Here is a 15979-nt window from a genome sequence, read left to right as displayed (position 1 = left end):
GAAGACAGAGCGGGACCTGAATCGGACCATGGGTCGTACCTAGCCACCGCGATAGGGAAGCCCGCTCTGATGTTTTTAGAAAGCTAGCTAATTCTTAGATTCTTACCATGCCACAAACCTAAAGGCCACCGCGGCTGTTTTCCCGACGAATTGTAGGGTGGCGCGTCGATGACAATATGGAGGATGACTTAGTTATCATACCCCTGCGTAACGCCTTGCAATCTCGTCAGCCTTTACCCGGCTTGATTACCCACTCGGATCGGGGTGGTCAGTATGTATCGAATGATCTGCACAAACTGATCAGTTTATGGAAGATCAGACCCAGCATGAGTCGGGCAGACGATCCGTATAAAAATGCTTTTGCGGAGTCATTCGGGATCGGACCGCCGAAGCGGCCGCTTGAAAGCGGAATTATTGGAAGGAGGTACATTTCTAAGTGTGGACGATGCTCGAACTGAAATCTTCGACAGGGCTGCGTGAGCAGTATATTGAAATGTACTACAACCGGGTGCGCAGGCATTCGTCGCTGGGCTGCAAAAGCCCTGAACAGTTTGAGACTGAATATTATGCAAAACTTGCCAGTTCAGTGTGCCGCTAAACCGGACCACCTCAAGCTGCGTTTTATGAACCGAGACTAGCGTTGAGTTTAGCTGCTTATAATAAGTCGAATTTGTAGAAGTTTACTCACTAGCCTGCAAGCCTTTATCGACAAGCATATATACGTTACCAATGTCATTAGCGGCCAACGCACCAGCCCTCGACGAGGCACCTATTAGGAGAAGGTTGTAAAATACGGGCTTCCAAAGTACTGTACCAGCCATGTTTTCAACTTACAGAAACAGTCAATTGAAAAATAGGCAAATTATTTATCAAGAAATACCGCTTAATATACAAACATGAACATAATCTACTATTGTATCAAGTTGGTAACAAACCTATTCCTTCGTTTACTATGGAAATTTGATGGTACACAGGCAGAGATGGCTCGCTCTATCAACGTATCATAATGAAGTATTCAGCCCTGTAACCTCATTAAACTAATGAAAACGTTTAGACAGGTAATGAGTGCTTGTGTATTTAGAGGTCAAATTTAACGCGCTATAGTTTTATAACGCACTAAGGCTTTTCCTAGATAGCAATAGAGTGGATTTGCTTTACTACCTGACGGATGGCATCTGGCTGTTGTGTACCAAGCAGCAGGAATCGCTTTTTTCCCTTTTGTTTAATCTCCATACCGTAATTACCGGCTACCGTCTGGGCCGTTCCTCTCCAGGATAGCCGAAAGCCCCATCCTCCAAATTCTCCAATGGCAGCGTAGGGTCGAAGAGAAATCTTTTCGATCTGAGGCCAGCTAATAAACTGATAACGTCTTTGGAAAGGAAGCCATCGGAATCCGATCCCTTCTTCGTTGATGATTACTTCTAAGCGTAGAAACCAAAACAAGGCCAGCATGCCGACCATGATACCAATACCCAAGGGCTGCCAACGATAAAGAGTAGTGCCTAAGCTGAACAACAACAGCACCCACAGCCAGGGTTGGCGAAAGGCTTGAATTTCTCTATAAACAACTGAGCTGTTCTTCATTACAAACTTGCTTTACTTACATTCAGCTCGAAAACTATTAACTAGCCTGATCCGGTGGAAACGTAATGCGGCTGGCGTCGTTAGCAGGCTCAATAACAACAAGGCGTACCCCTGGCCCGTCCGTCTGTGCTTGGTCGACTCTTCCTTCGCACAAAAAATCAATCACTTGCTGATCATTTCTGAAGAAGTAGCTCTCTTTAAGCATCTCGTCTTTCAACCCACTGGGCTCAGTATCCGGCGAGTTTGCCGTTTCTACTGGATAGACGGCCACATTCACAATTGTGAAATCTTTGGTTCGGCCCCTAATGTCGAGGTGCGTTAGTTCCTCTGTGCCAGGCTCCGTTGTACGCTTAACGTTCAGTATAGTGACGTGGCTACCCTCGTTACCAGTATTGTGAAGAAGCCATTCATAAATTGTTTCCATGCTGTGCTGGTTGAATCTCAACGACTATCTGGGCCTGCCTTGGTTAGTAACTAGCAAATAGCGCTAGCTGTTCTTAGCTAGTACCTATCAGCCAACAAGGATTCTACTCGGTTCTGGAAGCATCACCATGAAAACAGCTAATGGATAATTAGCTGACACAACTATTTCGACGAGAATGGCCGTGGTTTCACTAACCGAATTGATCTTCTATGGCTTGATACAGTTCTATAGCAGTTTTTACGGGCACGCCCTGGTTTCTGGCAATCCATAATACAGTGTCAATAATCAGATAAACTTCGGGGAGACGGTTATAGATCATCCACACTGCATAGGCATCGGCATACTCATGCCCAGTTTCGGCAGCAATGTGAGCCAGTTGCGTTATATCGTTCGGAATTGGGTTCATAGCACAGTCGGTTAAAGATACGTGTGCCGGGTTTCCAGTCATAATCAGCCTAGCCTATATAGAACGCAACGAGCTAGTCTCCAACAAGTTAGATACGCAAAAAAGATACCAATATTCTTCCAGCCAATTCTTATTTGCACCTCCCCGTCTCCCCTGTGCAGATACTCATTACTTACCCATGAGGTTTCTGTATCTGATACCAAACCCCTCCGGTGAGTACCTTAGGTTTAATCAGCGGTTTGATGTCATTGATTTTTCGGCGGCTAATGGGTAGCCACTGGTCACCAATCCGGATGGCAGCGCCTTTGACCGAATCAGAGCGGTAGTCGGCTATGTGTGCCGGATTAATCAGGTAGCTCTTATGGATACGGATAAACTCTGGGAAATCACGAGCGAAGTCGCCGAGTGTAGTAGCAAAGAGCTGTTTGGCTGAATCGACAAAATACACATTGGTGTAATTGCCGTCACCGGCCAGGTAAGTAACCCTGTCTAGTTGTTCGATTAACTGATGCTTGTTCATTCATTAGCTTGTTGTTTTGTAGACGTACGGGTTAACGAAGTGGTCAGATTTCATCAACGATCAAAATGTAGGCGTTCCCAGACCATTGCCTCATCCATGATTAGCACTTATTGGGCCTATGTGTATAAAAGCCTACTCATAAGAGATATTTTTAAACGCTTCGTCAAACTAGTTGGCTGGGCTGTTCGTTTCTTGTACTCGATTCAGGTATTTATTGAGAACTCTCAATGTACCGGGTTTGCTCATCTAATTAACCCTATCATGACGCTTCCTAAGGTCCTTCAATATCTCTTTGTGGGCTCGGTGTTTTGGTGTTGCAAAAGTTCGTTACCGTCGAACAGCGCGACCCGACAGCCAGATCAAGCCGACCAAGCGTTCTCATCAGCACTGGTCATGCTGGGCGATTATCCAGACCCATCCGTAACCAAAATCGGAAACGCCTACTGGGCTTCAGCGACGTCATCAAACTGGTTTCCGGCCTATCCTCTACTGAAATCAACCGATTTGATTCATTGGCAGACAACTGGCTTTATATTCGATAAGAAACCAGACTGGGCAGACTACTACTTCTGGGCACCTGAGCTAACTTACGACAAAGGCAAAGTCTATGTGTATTACACGGCCCATAAAAAGGGTGGTAACTTATGTGTAGCTGTGGCCAGCGCCGACAGGCCCGAAGGACCATACCGCGATCATGGACCGCTGGTTTGCCAAACCGATGGCTCAATTGATGCCTTCCCTATGCGCGATAACAAGGGCCAGCTATACCTGATCTGGAAAGAAGACGGAAACAGCGTTGGGAAACCGACGCCTATCTGGGCACAGCCCATGAACGAAGAACGTACAGCCTTAACCGGTGAAAAGCGCGAACTATTTCGCAACGATGCGCCCTGGGAATCCAATTTGGTTGAGGGCGTATCGATGATGAAACATGGTGACTATTTTTACGCTTTCTACGCGGCTGCGGGCTGCTGCGGACCAGGATGCACCTACGCTAATGGTGTTGCCCGCGCCAAGAACCTGCTCGGCCCTTGGGAGAAATACAACAAAAACCCAATCTTAACTACAGACGAATCATGGCGGTGTCCGGGCCACGGTACGGCCATTGAGCGGAATGGTCACCATTACTTCCTGTATCATGCTTATGGAAAGCAAGGGCATGTGTACGTCGGCCGCCAGGCGCTGCTGCGTGAATTTTTGTTTACGGACGATGGCTGGGTAACGTTTCAGAACTCAGGGGGAACAGTACTACCCGCTCTGCCCACCGTGCGCGATGAGTTTGAGGGAAACACGTTGTCGACCGCCTGGAACTGGTCAATCTTTCGCCAGCCTATAATTCAGCTCCAGAACGGGCAGCTTCGCTTAGGGGCCAAGCCCGATATAATTGGCGACTACATTGGCCACCGTACATTTTCAGGAAATTATACGACCCAAACCACTGTGCTACGGGGTCAGCCAAACAGCCCGGCGGCTGGGCTTGCCATTATTGGCGACGACGATAATGCCATTGGCCTATCGGTGCAGAATGATGAGCTGCGCGTCTGGAAACGAGAAAAAGGAAACGATCAGGTTATAACGACCGCACAGTTATCTACTACAAAAAGTGTGACGTTGCAGGCTAAAGTGCAGAATGGTAAAGACATCTTATTCGGCTATAGCACCGACGGACAAACCTTCAAAGCCCTTGAGACGGCGCCGATAGATGGCTCTTTTTTACCGCCCTGGGACCGGGGTATACGGGTAGGGCTGACAGCTAAAGGTACTGCTGGCCAGACGGCTCAGTTTGACAGCTTTGTACTGGCCCCGTAAAGAGTTATTGATCTAGTCAATAAGTTACTGCTCACGTTCACAAACGGAACACCATTGAGCGAAACTGGCACTTATTTACAGGTTGTCACTACTGTCAGGCTAGTGTTGCTAAACGTATTAGCGGTTGTAAACGCCGATACTTCATCGTCTCCACAAACGCTTTGTGCGTTCCGGTTTACTAAACCCGCCTGACCATACGTCAGTGTTTCGCACGACTTACAATTCTTCTTTTTGAATGATCCTCCTTCGCAAGCAACCAACGCAGTCAAGGCAACAGCAGCCATTACTATCTGTTTCATAACTTTTTCTTTTTACCACCGTCTCGTGGCTGAATAATCGTTTCTTAGTTATAGAAACGATTTATGAAGGACAGTGTTGCCTTGATGGAGCCGTTGCTAAAGTTTGTAGGATGATAGAAAAGCATGAATTACTGAATGCATCCTGAGTAATGCACATTAATTAAGCCCCTTTTAATCCATTAAACTACAATAGTGATTAGCTTGCCTTTGTATCATTACATATAATTAGGTATACATCATAAGAAAGCCTGGCCGCACAGCAACCAGGCTTTTTTGTATTTTATTGCCATTCGCTTTAAAAAGCTACGTGACTGACAATTCATTAAGCCACTGAAAGCATTTGTTCAACGGCTTAAAACCGTCATTCAGCTACAATTACTTGAGTAGATTAAGGTATCACAGTATTTTTATAAAAGCTTGATAAATTGTTTGTTAAACCAAAAACTCGCTTAATTATGCATCGCTTATCATTTACAGTTGCCCTGGCCCTCGCTTCATTTGCGACTTATGCCCAAACCTGGTCAGTCGACAAAGCTCACTCCAAACTAGGTTTCTCGGTTACTCACTTAGCCCTCTCGGAAGTAGACGGCAACTTTAAAACGTTCGATGCCAAAATCACGGCGACCAAACCTGATTTGTCAGATGCTATATTCGAACTGACGGCCGATGTTAACTCGATCAACACTGAGAATGACCGGCGCGATACTCATTTGAAGGGGCCTGATTTCTTCGATGCCGCCAAATACCCAACGCTTACCTTCAAGAGTAAGTCATTTCAGAAGGTAGACGGCAAGAAATACAAGATGACCGGCGATCTGACCATGCATGGCGTAACCAAGCCTGTTACGCTTGATGTTACTATGAACGGGCCAACGGTTATGGAAAATCAGAGAGGCAAGCAGGAAAAAGCCGGGTTTAAAATTGCCGGTACGCTAAAACGTTCTGATTTTGGCGTGGGCTCGAGCAACACCGCCGTTGTGGGTGACGAAGTAGAAGTTAAAGCAGCCGGCGAATTTGCCAAACAAGATAATGCCGTTTCAGAAGTGAAGAAATGAGGTAACCTGTCGTGAATACTTAAGGCCTGTTGAGCATGACCAAAATGCTTAGTAGGCCTTTTTTAACGAAACCCGCCGGACTTAACATTTTTAGTGGAGTACCTTAAAAACGTTGTCCTTGCTTAAGGTGTAGCACCGTGCGAAGCCAATCCCTAACAAACCTGTCTCCACTGGTTGCTTACTACTTAGAACTTCTTCCTTACAAACCCGAAAAACTCGAATCTGATAGGTAATGATGCTTTCTGTTTTTACTCGGAATTAAACAAACATCTTTTTCATCGCGTTAACAGTCATATTAACGACGTTACGTCTTATTTACTCAACGATATGGAACGCAATAACCCTACTCAACGCTGGTGGCTCATGATGGGCCGTGGCGTTCTCTACATTCTGATCGGGGCCGTTATGTTTATTTTTGCCGGATCATATTCAGCGCAATCGGGGCATATTATTGGTGCATTGGCCGTACTAGCCGGATTATGCCAGCTCGTATTCTCCTTCACGAACCAACATAGTGAGAAGAACAACATTTGGGGTATTCTGCACGGCATCACAGATGTGGCCTTTGGCGTCGCGATCTTTATTTTTTCGGAAGGTACCGTCAAAGGGTTTGTCGATGTGTTAGGCTTTTGGGCTATGATGTATGCTTTTTTACAAGCGGTTCAGGCTATGTACTCATTTTTGGCAGCTCGCGGAGCGGGTGTTGTCAGCAGTACTAGTCTGGTGCATTTCGCCAATGTGCTGGTCGCTGGCGGATTAGCCTTCACCCTGTTGCTACGCCCGGCTGGTTTTGACGAATCATTAGGCTTCATTGGCGTTTTCCCTATAGTGCTGGGAGCGTTAATTATCGTCCTGACGCAACAGATGCGGGCACAGGCCGCTCGCTCATCGTATTAATTAGTTTATTAAAACAGCAAAAGGGCCAGGTTACGTAACCTGGCCCTTTTGCTGTTTTAGTATTTAACTACTAGGTACCACTAATGATCTGTTCCTCCTGTTGCTGGCGCACTTGCTGGCCAATGGGAACGTATTCAACTTCGCAGGGATAGCCGAACAAACAATTATCTTTAATCTGGCTGGCAACTCGCTCCGGTACCATCTGCTCCCAACCGTCTTCGCCCTGTTGAATCATCTCTAACACATGATCGGTTGAGATGTGAAGGTTCTGCTCGTTATAATCGGTTATATCCTCGATCTTGTCGTTACGAACCAGGTACTGAAACAACGGCTCCAGCGTGGGTGGCAGTTCAAATTCATTGCAGGTGTAAACGTTTCCACTCCGCAGCGTTGGGTAAACGAACAGCTTAACTTTTCGGCTAAACAACGTAGCAAACGATTCCAGAATACCACCCGGTAAAAACTCGTAATGTCCCTCTTCAAAAATGTATTCCAGGTTTGGGATACCCACAATGAGGCCAATCTTAAGCCGGGTTAGCCGGGCCAGATAGGCTACTAACTTGTAATATTCTAGGTAGTTGGAAATCATTACGGTCTGCCCCATTGAGCACAATATGTCGACCCGGTCCAGGAAATCTTTTTCATCAATGCCTTGCTCGTTCGCTTTTAAATTATGGAGCGTTAATTCGGCCATTGACACCACCCGGCTCGCATCGACATCTGCTTCCGCTCTGAACTGCTTCAGCCCGTTTTCGATCATGTCCATCTGCACGTTCGTCACCGGCCGTAAACGCCCTCGCATCACCAGAATGTGCTTCTTGTAAAGTGCTTCGGACGGTTGCAGCACTTGCCCATCAGGGCCAAACAAGGCAGCGTCCGTAAAGCCATTTTTGACCAGATGCAAACTCATCAGTCGGTTATCGACATCAGCAAAGTCGGGTCCGTTAAATCGGATCATGTCAATCTGAATCCGTTCGGGAGCCAGATCGTCCATTAACGACAGCACGAGGGTTTCGGGCGACTTCGAGTAATAATAACAGCCGTAGATCAGGTTTACGCCAATAACGCCCAACGCCTGCTGCTGAAGTACGTTTTCATTATCCAACATCCGCACGTGGATGATGACGTCGTTGTAACCCGCCTGTGGATTCAATTGAAACCGGCAACCGATCCAGCCATGTGCATCGTTGGTCTTCTGGTAATTAAGGGCAACAACGGTGTTCGCAAACGCGAAGAACGTAGTGTCCGGACCGCGTTTTTCGGCCAGTCGTTTCTCTAACAGGCTGTACTCTTTGTTAAGCATTTTTACCAACCGAGACTCTACTACGTAACGTCCGCTTTCTTCGACGCCATAGATTGAGTCACTGAAGGTCATATCGTAGGCCGACATAGTTTTGGCAATGGTTCCTGATGAACCTCCAGCCTTAAAAAACATGGCGGCCGTTTCTTGCCCTGCGCCAATCTCAGCAAAAGAACCGTAGATTTTTCGGTCGAGATTAATACGTAGTGCTTTTTGTTTGGTACCTATATTTTTCTCGTACATGGTGCTGGCTGCTTGCTACTGCTAAATATACGGACATAAAGGTACAAAACTCATGCCCGTCACTCTCGACAACGTCTGTTACGGATTCGTTGTTTCTTAGGCTATTGACGCTTACATTGAAAATAGGTTTAATCCTACTCTGTTACACATGAAAAGGCAGCCTTTGAGCTGCCTTTTCCTACTTCTTGCACTGAAAGAGGGGTTATTTATTGCAGCCGTTTTATTTTCGGCATCGGTGCATCGATGAACATATTGCTACCTCCGGCCTTGCGGCTTAACGAAGAGCCAACAAAAGGCAGCACTCGTTGTATGTCGGCGGGCCGACGTGCGTTCGGTGTTCCGGTAATTTGAGCGATGGCTTCACCCAGGTAGCTTTCGCTGATATCGCCCAACTGCCGGAGGTTAAGCGGCTCCTGTTTAAACGTATTTGGTGCAAATCCACCGGTATAATCAGACTGACCTTTCGAGTTAAATATTTTGATAACGATTGGCTGCATGCCCCACTTAATCCGTCCTGTAGTATCTGTGAAGGTCTGTGAACCGACGTTCTTACCAACCGTTGTGTCGCCAATGGTAACGACATTCATAAATGGTTTCAGACCGTTAATGATTAGTTCGCTGGCCGAAGCCGTACGGCCCGTGGTCAGGACAAACACCCGACTTAGATTAGCGCCGATATTCGACGCTTTTGCTCGAAAGTTATAATTTAATTGGTTAGCTACCCCTTCGCTACGGAGGTAATCCATGATCGACTTGTTATACTCAAACTTGGCGAAAACAGTAGAGTTGGTAGCCACAGGACTGATCGAACTCGCCAGATTGACGGCTGACTGTACGTCGCCCCCTGGATTATAGCGAAGGTCAAGCACGAGTTCATTAACACCGCTGGCTTTAAACTTACTGAAAATAGCGTCAACCTTCTGATCATAGGTTCGGGTGGCGCTGCCGTTTGGTCCTGGTACGAACTGATTGTAAACGAGGTAACCGATTGTTTTACCGCCAATCGTGTACACAGAATCCTTATAGACAGGATCTTCCTGAAAAACTACAGAGGTGATTTGTTTGGTCGTATTGGTTTCCACCAGTTTTCCCGAGGCATCGAAGTTAGCGAAGCCATAAGAATGTGTGTCGCCAGAAGCGCCCAACAGTTGCTCATAATTACCAACCGTCAACCGCTGGCCGTCGATGGAGTAGAAAATGTCGCCACGCTTTAACCCGGCTTGGGCCGCTGGTGAGTTGGGCAATACGTACAGTACAGAGCCCACAATGTTGTCAGAGTTCTGCTGAGTACGGTACAGGTTAAAATCAAACCCGGCCGTTTTCGACTCGCCACTCAGTTCAGCTTGCAGCTGTTCGGCACTCTCCTCAATCCAGGAGAAGCGGTCACCGTCGGGGTGTTCAGAAAACTTGTAAAGGATTGAGTCAAAAAAATCTTTAGGGGCCAGCGATTCGTCAGGGTTAGCCGGAATCTTGTCGTTCCAGTAGTACCAGTCCCGCATGGTACTTAAAATCCAATTGTTAACTTCCTGGTTAGAAACCGTTGAGCCATCCGATGGATTAACCTCTGGGTCCTTCTTACAGGAAGCCATCAAAAACGCACCCGAAACCGCCAGAACCAGCGCCGGACGCCAAACGCAAAATGTTCTCATAGATAGTTGTTGAAGAGCTACTTGACTACATAGTAGTAACGAATAAATCCTGAAAATGATTTATTAAAAGGCAGTTAATATACTATCTCTGTTGGCCAACATCTATCAACAAAACGCGTCTTCAATGTGCTTTACCCGCCATTCGTTGCCTGCCAGCGTGATGGCAATAATATCGAAACGGACATCGTGGAACCAGTCATTCGCGAAAACGTAATGCTCAGCCGCCCGCATCACCAGCTTAGCTTTGGTATAGGAGACAAACTCTTCGGGGTTGCCGTAGCTCAGGTTGCTCCGGGTTTTCACTTCAACAAAAATCAGCAGTTTGCCTTTCTTGGCGACCAGGTCAATTTCGGCGTGTTGGTACCGGTAGTTACGGGCCAGAACCTCATAACCTTTTTCCTGTAGATAGCGAACGGCCTCAGCCTCGCCCTGCTTACCGGTTTCATTGTGTTGGGCCATAGATAGACGTTATTACAAGGTACAGATCGAACGAAACTCACCGTTCAGATTGTTATTAATGGAAGGGTAAGCTAGCCTACGTAACGGCTCGTTTCTCTGTAAATCAATGAATAGTCGCGTGAATAAACAAGTCGAGGTTCGTCAATTAGGATTGATTGGCTACCAGGCCGCCTGGGATGAACAGGAGCGGTTGTTTGCCGAAATTGTTGATGCTAAACTGGCGAATCGAACCTCGCCCGACGAAGCGCAACGCCCAACGCCCAACTACCTGTTGTTTTGTGAACACCCGCACGTGTATACCCTCGGCACAAGCGGCCATAAAGACAATTTACTGGTAGATGAAGAACGGTTGGCGAGCGAGTTTGGCGCGACATTCTTTAAGATTCGGCGGGGGGGCGACATTACCTATCACGGTCCAGGCCAGCTAGTGGGGTATCCTATTTTAGATTTAGATAACTTTTTCACCGACATTCACCGATATATGCGGTTGCTTGAAGAAAGCATCATCTTAACGCTGGCTGATTATGGCCTGCGGGCAGGTCGCATCGACGGGCCGGGGCAGGAACGACTCACGGGTGTTTGGCTCGACTACGACAGTGACCCTGCCCGGAATGCCGGACCACCCCGTAAAATTTGTGCGATGGGCGTGAAAGCAAGCCGTTGGGTAACGATGCATGGTTTCGCCTTGAATGTCAACACGGATTTGAGTTATTTTAACCATATTGTCCCATGTGGTATCACGGACAAAGCAGTCACTTCACTAGCGGCCGAGCTGGGTCGTGAGGTTGCATTAGATGAAGTTGCCGACCGAGTCCAGCACCATATGGCGGAGTTGTTTGATATGGAGTTAGTGGAAAAGATAGAACACAGATAACACCGATTCAACGGATATACACGGATTAAAAAGACTATTGCGTGCCTATACGTTGCACCCGTGTTACCAGTTTGTATGAAGAAAGACATTAATTTTTTGCCCGTAGAGGGCGTACAGGTTGTAATCGCCCGAAAGGAAAATCTAATTGGTGGGTATGATTGGCAGGTTTTCCTGATAAACCAGAATGACGTACCCATCAAAACGGTGTTTGTGACCTCAAAGGGATATGGTAAGAAAGACGAAGAAGAGCAGAAAACGTCTACCTTACGCCATTTCTTTGTGGAGGTGCAGCCCGGAGCGCATGAAGTGATCGAAACCATCATGCCCGACGTGTTTCATTTGAATAATGAGTATTGGGTCAGCTATTTTATTGGCGACCAGATTTTTGATAAGAAGTTCATCTTCGTACCCGACAGCATTGTTGAAGAAAACCTGGTAACAGTGCCAGCTCTGGGTCTGGAAGGAATTTTGCACGAGTAAGTTACGCGGATGGGAGTCCGCCATTATTCAGTAAACTGCGGGTTTCCACCCGCGTTACTTAAAACCTATGCCTCAACCCATTTCCTGGAAACGACGACTTAAAAACTTTTTGTTTATCGACATCAAAACGGTGGCTGGAGAGCCATCGCTATTGTCAGTTGAGCCGCGTTTACAACGACAATGGGAAGAGAAAAGTCGACATTTCAAGAACGAAGATGACTTATCGGCAGCTGGTTGGTATGATCGCCGGGCGTCTTACTACGCTGAGTTTGGCAAAATCATCTGCATTGGCGTCGGCGGCTTGTTCTTTAATGATGACAACCAACCGCACCTGAAAGTCAAGATATTGAGTAACGACGACGAAGCTCCGCTGCTTGACGAGTTTCTGACAATCGTTAACCGCTACCCTCCTGGTGAATTAACCCTTTGCGCGCATAACGGCAAGGAATTCGACTTCCCTTATTTGTGCCGACGGTTGATGGTCAATGGCCTTCCATTGCCACCCGCCTTGCAGATCGCCGGTAAGAAGCCCTGGGAAATACCGCACCGGGATACTCTTGAACATTGGCAGTTTGGCGATAAACGGCATTTTGTGCCGCTCGACCTGCTGGCTGCCGTGTTGAACATACAGGCTCGCCCGCTGGAGTGGACGGGCGACCGAACCAGCGAAGTGTATTACCGGGAACACGACTGGCCACGAATCGAACAGTACGCCCGCGATTCGATGGTGATGCTCGTGCAGGTGTATCTGCGCATGGTGGGTGCCCCGCTCGTGGCCGACGAGCATATAGTACTAAGTGATTAGTTTTTGTAAGCACAGAACAGCTTATGCAGAGAATACACAGATCTCTGTTTTCTCTGTGAAATACTTTGTTCGCTCTGTGTTTAACTATTTTCAGCTTTAGCCTGACAGCAAAGCAACATACATGAGAAACGGAAAACCGAAACAAAATAAATATAGCAAATCTGATGGAGTCCTGTCCGGCGGAAACCGGTCTGGAGGAAACAAATCCTCAGGAACCCGGCCCGGCGCAAGTCAGTCGGCAGCGACACGCCCCCGCGAGAAAGGGCTTGAAAAATCAGGCCGAGGCCGCGCTGGTCAGCAGGCTAGTATAGGCCAGGCCGACTCGTTCCTCGACGAATTGAAGAACGATTTAATGGCGTTTTTTCAAATCAACGACGATCAGTCATTCACGCAGGATCAGGTATTGGAGCACTTCGGTACCAGCGATCGGCGGATGAAGCTGATTATGCACGGCCTGATTGGTGAACTTACTGACGAAGGGGCTTTAGTAAAGCTGCCGAATGGCAGTTACCGCGCTGATGCCGATGCAAATGTGGCCGAAGGCGTGGTCGATCACGTTAATTCCCGATTCGCCTTTGTCGTTCCGAGCACCGCGAACGGCATACGGGGCGACCGTAACGAGGATATTTGGGTGTCTACCGAAGACCTGAATGGGGCTGTCGACGGTGATCGTGTGCGCGTCGTTCGCTTTACGGATTCACGTAACCGCGGGCGTCGCATCGAAGGTAAAGTAGCCAATGTTGTCGAGCGAGGACGTACCGAGCTAGTAGGCCGTATTGAAGTTTGGCCAACCTATGGGTTTGTCATTCCCGACAGCAAGAAAATTTACGACGACATTTTCATCCCTAAAGAAAAATTAGGAGGTGCTAAGGACGGTGATAAAGTAATTGTGCGCTTAACGAAGTATCCGGAGGCATACAGCAGCAAACAGCGGTTTGAAGGTGAAGTGCTCACGGTGCTGGGCGTAGCGGGGCAGAACAATACCGAGATGCACGCTATTCTGGCTGAGTTTGGTCTGCCTATTCACTTTCCGGAAGATGTGGAACGCGAAGCCGAAGCCATTCCCACCAAAATTCTGAAAAAGGATTTGGCGAAACGGCGAGACATGCGTGAAGTAACCACCTTCACCATTGACCCCGTTGATGCGAAAGACTTCGACGATGCATTATCAGTGCAGATGCTGGACAATGGTAACTACGAAATAGGAGTTCACATTGCGGACGTAACGTACTATGTTAAGCCCGGCTCCCGGCTGGAAGACGAAGCTTATAAACGGGCGACGTCTGTTTACCTGGTTGATCGCGTGGTGCCGATGTTGCCCGAGAAGCTGTCGAATGGATTGTGTTCGCTGCGCCCTAACGAAGATAAACTGACATTTTCGGCAGTCTTCGAGATGACGCCCGATGCGAAGATTGTGAAGGAGTGGTTCGGCAGAACGGCTATTCACTCGAATCGGCGGTTTTCGTACGAAGAAGCACAGGACATCCTGAACAATAGCAACGGCGACTATTTGGCCGAGTTACAACTGTTGAACGAGCTGGCCTTTAAACTGCGTGACGAACGCTTCAAGCACGGAGCCATCAACTTTGAAACGGTCGAAGTTCGGTTCAAGCTAGACGAGAATGGCGTTCCACTCTCGGTTTATCCGAAACTGCGGCAGGACACGAACAAACTCATCGAAGAGTTTATGCTTCTGGCCAATAAGCGGGTCGCTGAATTTGTGCACTCGCTGTCCAAGAAAGGCGAAGAGAACACGATGGTATACCGCGTTCACGAAAGCCCCGATGACGATCGGCTACGTAGTTTCGCAGATTTCGCCCGGCGACTAGGCTACAAGCTTAACGTTGACGACGAGCACCTGTCGAATTCGATGAACCGATTCATGGAGAGTCTGGAAGGCAAACCCGAATCGAACATGCTGCAACAGCTGGCGGTGCGGACGATGTCGAAAGCGCGGTACAGCACCGAGGATTTAGGCCACTTTGGTTTGGCGTTCAAGCGGTATTCGCATTTCACGTCGCCCATTCGTCGCTACCCCGACATGATGGCTCATCGGTTGTTGCAACATTATCTGGACAAAGGCGGTCCGGCTAGCCGCGAGGAGTACGAAGAGAGGTGCCGCCACTCATCGGAGCGTGAGCGTATGGCTACCGAAGCCGAGCGGGCCAGCATCAAGTATAAGCAAGTTGAGTTCATGAGCCGGATGGACCCCGAGCGCACGTTTGAAGGCGTTATTTCGGGCGTAACCGAGTTCGGCATCTTTGTGGAAATCACCGAAAACAACTGCGAAGGTCTGGTTCGGATGCAGGACCTGAGCGACGACTATTACGAGTTCGACAAAGATAATTACCGCATCATTGGCCAACGTACCAAGAAGATGTACACCTTCGGCGACCAGGTGGTGGTGCGTGTAAAAGAGACCAACCTCGGTCGTCGGAGCATGGATTTTGCTCTGGTCAGTGACAAAGCGGGCCGAGCCACTGACTTTTCCGACAATCAGCGGTCAAGCCGTCGTGAGAACGATCGAAGGTCAGGTAGTTCACGAGGTTCCTCATCATCGTCTCCCCGTGGCCGTCGGGAAAGTACAGCCGCTAAAGGAGAAAACCGGCGCGGAGGCCGCGGACGGCGTTAAGAGCTGTCTTTACCAGCACACCCGTTCAGTTTATGATTACGTGTGCTGGTAAATTTCAAGTAATTGGTAAGTCTTGTTTGCGTTCCGACTTGCGTTTTAGGCTCGCAATCCTCTATATTTGCACTCCCAAACGGAAAACGCTCCCGTAGTTCAATGGATAGAATTATGGTTTCCGGTACCATCGATAGGGGTTCGAATCCCTTCGGGAGCACAACAAATAAGTCCAAAAGCCCTTTACTTTGTGTGAAGGGCTTTTTTGCGTCTAGTCCAACCACGTTGACGGTTCTTAGCACTAAGCGTTAAATACCCATTTAGCGTACTCCATCTCTACTTATAAAAAAGCCTGGCTGCTTTGCAACCAGGCTTTAAACCTTCTATCCACACCATTTACAAGCCGTGCTTGTATATAGAGGGTAGCAAGATAAGTGGTCCTATCGAATGATAAAATCTTAATGCTTTTTCTAAAAAAATATGACGTTCAGTCGAAAAATCAAATTAATGACTGCGTCTTCAAAATAGCCAATTAGACTATATGCGTGCTAG

Annotated in this window: 18 protein-coding genes and 1 tRNA gene; 10 read left to right on the top strand and 9 right to left on the bottom strand. The window is 47.9% G+C overall.

Features of this window, described 5'->3' with window-relative positions; genetic code table 11:
* The first annotated feature begins 134 nt into the window (after window positions 1-134).
* Entirely contained in the window at window positions 135-458 is a 324-nt protein-coding gene (locus ACFSUS_RS12755) for a DDE-type integrase/transposase/recombinase (RefSeq protein ID WP_381523122.1), read from the top strand.
* Window positions 446-598: an IS3 family transposase gene (locus ACFSUS_RS12750; protein WP_381523110.1), complete on the top strand. Its 153-nt coding sequence runs from the start codon at window positions 446-448 to the stop codon at window positions 596-598. Before ACFSUS_RS12755 ends, ACFSUS_RS12750 begins: the two co-directional genes overlap by 13 nt.
* Window positions 599-680: 82 nt before the next feature.
* On the opposite strand, the gene ACFSUS_RS12745 is transcribed toward ACFSUS_RS12750, so the two are convergent.
* From ACFSUS_RS12745 to ACFSUS_RS12725, 5 genes are all read right to left on the bottom strand, one after another.
* Window positions 681-821, bottom strand: coding sequence for a hypothetical protein (locus ACFSUS_RS12745; RefSeq protein ID WP_381523108.1), 141 nt, complete (start codon window positions 819-821; stop codon window positions 681-683).
* A gap of 307 nt (window positions 822-1128) precedes the next feature.
* Window positions 1129-1584, bottom strand: coding sequence for a hypothetical protein (locus tag ACFSUS_RS12740; RefSeq protein WP_381523106.1), 456 nt, complete (start codon window positions 1582-1584; stop codon window positions 1129-1131).
* Window positions 1585-1621: 37 nt separating this feature from the next.
* Window positions 1622-2008, bottom strand: coding sequence for a hypothetical protein (locus ACFSUS_RS12735; RefSeq protein WP_381523104.1), 387 nt, complete (start codon window positions 2006-2008; stop codon window positions 1622-1624).
* A 190-nt stretch (window positions 2009-2198) separates the two neighbouring features.
* Entirely contained in the window at window positions 2199-2414 is a 216-nt protein-coding gene (locus ACFSUS_RS12730) for a hypothetical protein (RefSeq protein WP_381523102.1), read from the bottom strand.
* A 172-nt stretch (window positions 2415-2586) separates the two neighbouring features.
* On the bottom strand, window positions 2587-2934 hold the full coding sequence (locus tag ACFSUS_RS12725) for a LytTR family transcriptional regulator DNA-binding domain-containing protein (protein ID WP_381523100.1): 348 nt from the start codon (window positions 2932-2934) through the stop codon (window positions 2587-2589).
* Window positions 2935-3195: 261 nt separating this feature from the next.
* On the opposite strand from ACFSUS_RS12725, the gene ACFSUS_RS12720 reads away from it, so the two are divergent.
* Window positions 3196-4743, top strand: a complete 1548-nt coding sequence (locus ACFSUS_RS12720; RefSeq protein WP_381523098.1) for a family 43 glycosylhydrolase — start codon at window positions 3196-3198, stop codon at window positions 4741-4743.
* A gap of 71 nt (window positions 4744-4814) precedes the next feature.
* Here the strand turns inward: ACFSUS_RS12720 and ACFSUS_RS12715 are convergent, their stop codons facing one another.
* Window positions 4815-5042, bottom strand: a complete 228-nt coding sequence (locus ACFSUS_RS12715) for a hypothetical protein (protein ID WP_381523096.1) — start codon at window positions 5040-5042, stop codon at window positions 4815-4817.
* Between the two features lie 455 nt (window positions 5043-5497).
* Between ACFSUS_RS12715 and ACFSUS_RS12710 the strand changes: the two genes are divergently transcribed.
* Window positions 5498-6097, top strand: coding sequence for a YceI family protein (locus ACFSUS_RS12710; protein WP_381523094.1), 600 nt, complete (start codon window positions 5498-5500; stop codon window positions 6095-6097).
* Window positions 6098-6424: 327 nt separating this feature from the next.
* A complete protein-coding gene (locus ACFSUS_RS12705) occupies window positions 6425-6994 on the top strand; it encodes a DUF308 domain-containing protein (RefSeq protein ID WP_381523092.1) in 570 nt (189 codons plus the stop codon).
* Window positions 6995-7064: 70 nt separating this feature from the next.
* On the opposite strand, the gene ACFSUS_RS12700 is transcribed toward ACFSUS_RS12705, so the two are convergent.
* From ACFSUS_RS12700 to ACFSUS_RS12690, 3 genes are all read right to left on the bottom strand, one after another.
* Window positions 7065-8537 carry a TonB-dependent receptor gene (locus ACFSUS_RS12700; protein WP_381523090.1) on the bottom strand — a complete coding sequence of 491 codons (1473 nt, stop codon included), beginning with the start codon at window positions 8535-8537 and terminating at the stop codon, window positions 7065-7067.
* 206 nt (window positions 8538-8743) lie between these two features.
* The gene (locus ACFSUS_RS12695; RefSeq protein WP_381523088.1) at window positions 8744-10186 is read right to left on the bottom strand and encodes a S41 family peptidase; all 1443 of its coding nucleotides are present in this window, start codon (window positions 10184-10186) and stop codon (window positions 8744-8746) included.
* Window positions 10187-10291: 105 nt separating this feature from the next.
* The gene (locus ACFSUS_RS12690; protein WP_381523086.1) at window positions 10292-10645 is read right to left on the bottom strand and encodes a YraN family protein; all 354 of its coding nucleotides are present in this window, start codon (window positions 10643-10645) and stop codon (window positions 10292-10294) included.
* Between the two features lie 106 nt (window positions 10646-10751).
* Between ACFSUS_RS12690 and lipB the strand changes: the two genes are divergently transcribed.
* The 5 genes from lipB (at window position 10752) to ACFSUS_RS12665 (ending at window position 15647) form a co-directional block, all read left to right on the top strand.
* Window positions 10752-11519 carry a lipoyl(octanoyl) transferase LipB gene (lipB, locus tag ACFSUS_RS12685; protein ID WP_381523084.1) on the top strand — a complete coding sequence of 256 codons (768 nt, stop codon included), beginning with the start codon at window positions 10752-10754 and terminating at the stop codon, window positions 11517-11519.
* Between the two features lie 75 nt (window positions 11520-11594).
* A complete protein-coding gene (locus ACFSUS_RS12680) occupies window positions 11595-11999 on the top strand; it encodes a hypothetical protein (protein ID WP_381523082.1) in 405 nt (134 codons plus the stop codon).
* 67 nt (window positions 12000-12066) lie between these two features.
* Window positions 12067-12804, top strand: coding sequence for a 3'-5' exonuclease (locus ACFSUS_RS12675; protein WP_381523080.1), 738 nt, complete (start codon window positions 12067-12069; stop codon window positions 12802-12804).
* Window positions 12805-12925: 121 nt separating this feature from the next.
* On the top strand, window positions 12926-15436 hold the full coding sequence (gene rnr / locus ACFSUS_RS12670; protein ID WP_381523078.1) for a ribonuclease R: 2511 nt from the start codon (window positions 12926-12928) through the stop codon (window positions 15434-15436).
* Window positions 15437-15575: 139 nt separating this feature from the next.
* A tRNA-Arg gene (locus ACFSUS_RS12665) sits at window positions 15576-15647 on the top strand.
* Window positions 15648-15979: the final 332 nt, after the last annotated feature.

Source organism: Spirosoma soli (assembly GCF_042684525.1).
In the GTDB taxonomy this organism is placed as follows: Bacteria; Bacteroidota; Bacteroidia; order Cytophagales; family Spirosomataceae; genus Spirosoma; species Spirosoma soli.
The sequence above is the reverse complement of the archived record's forward strand: the minus strand, read 5'-3'. Positions and strand labels throughout refer to the sequence as shown.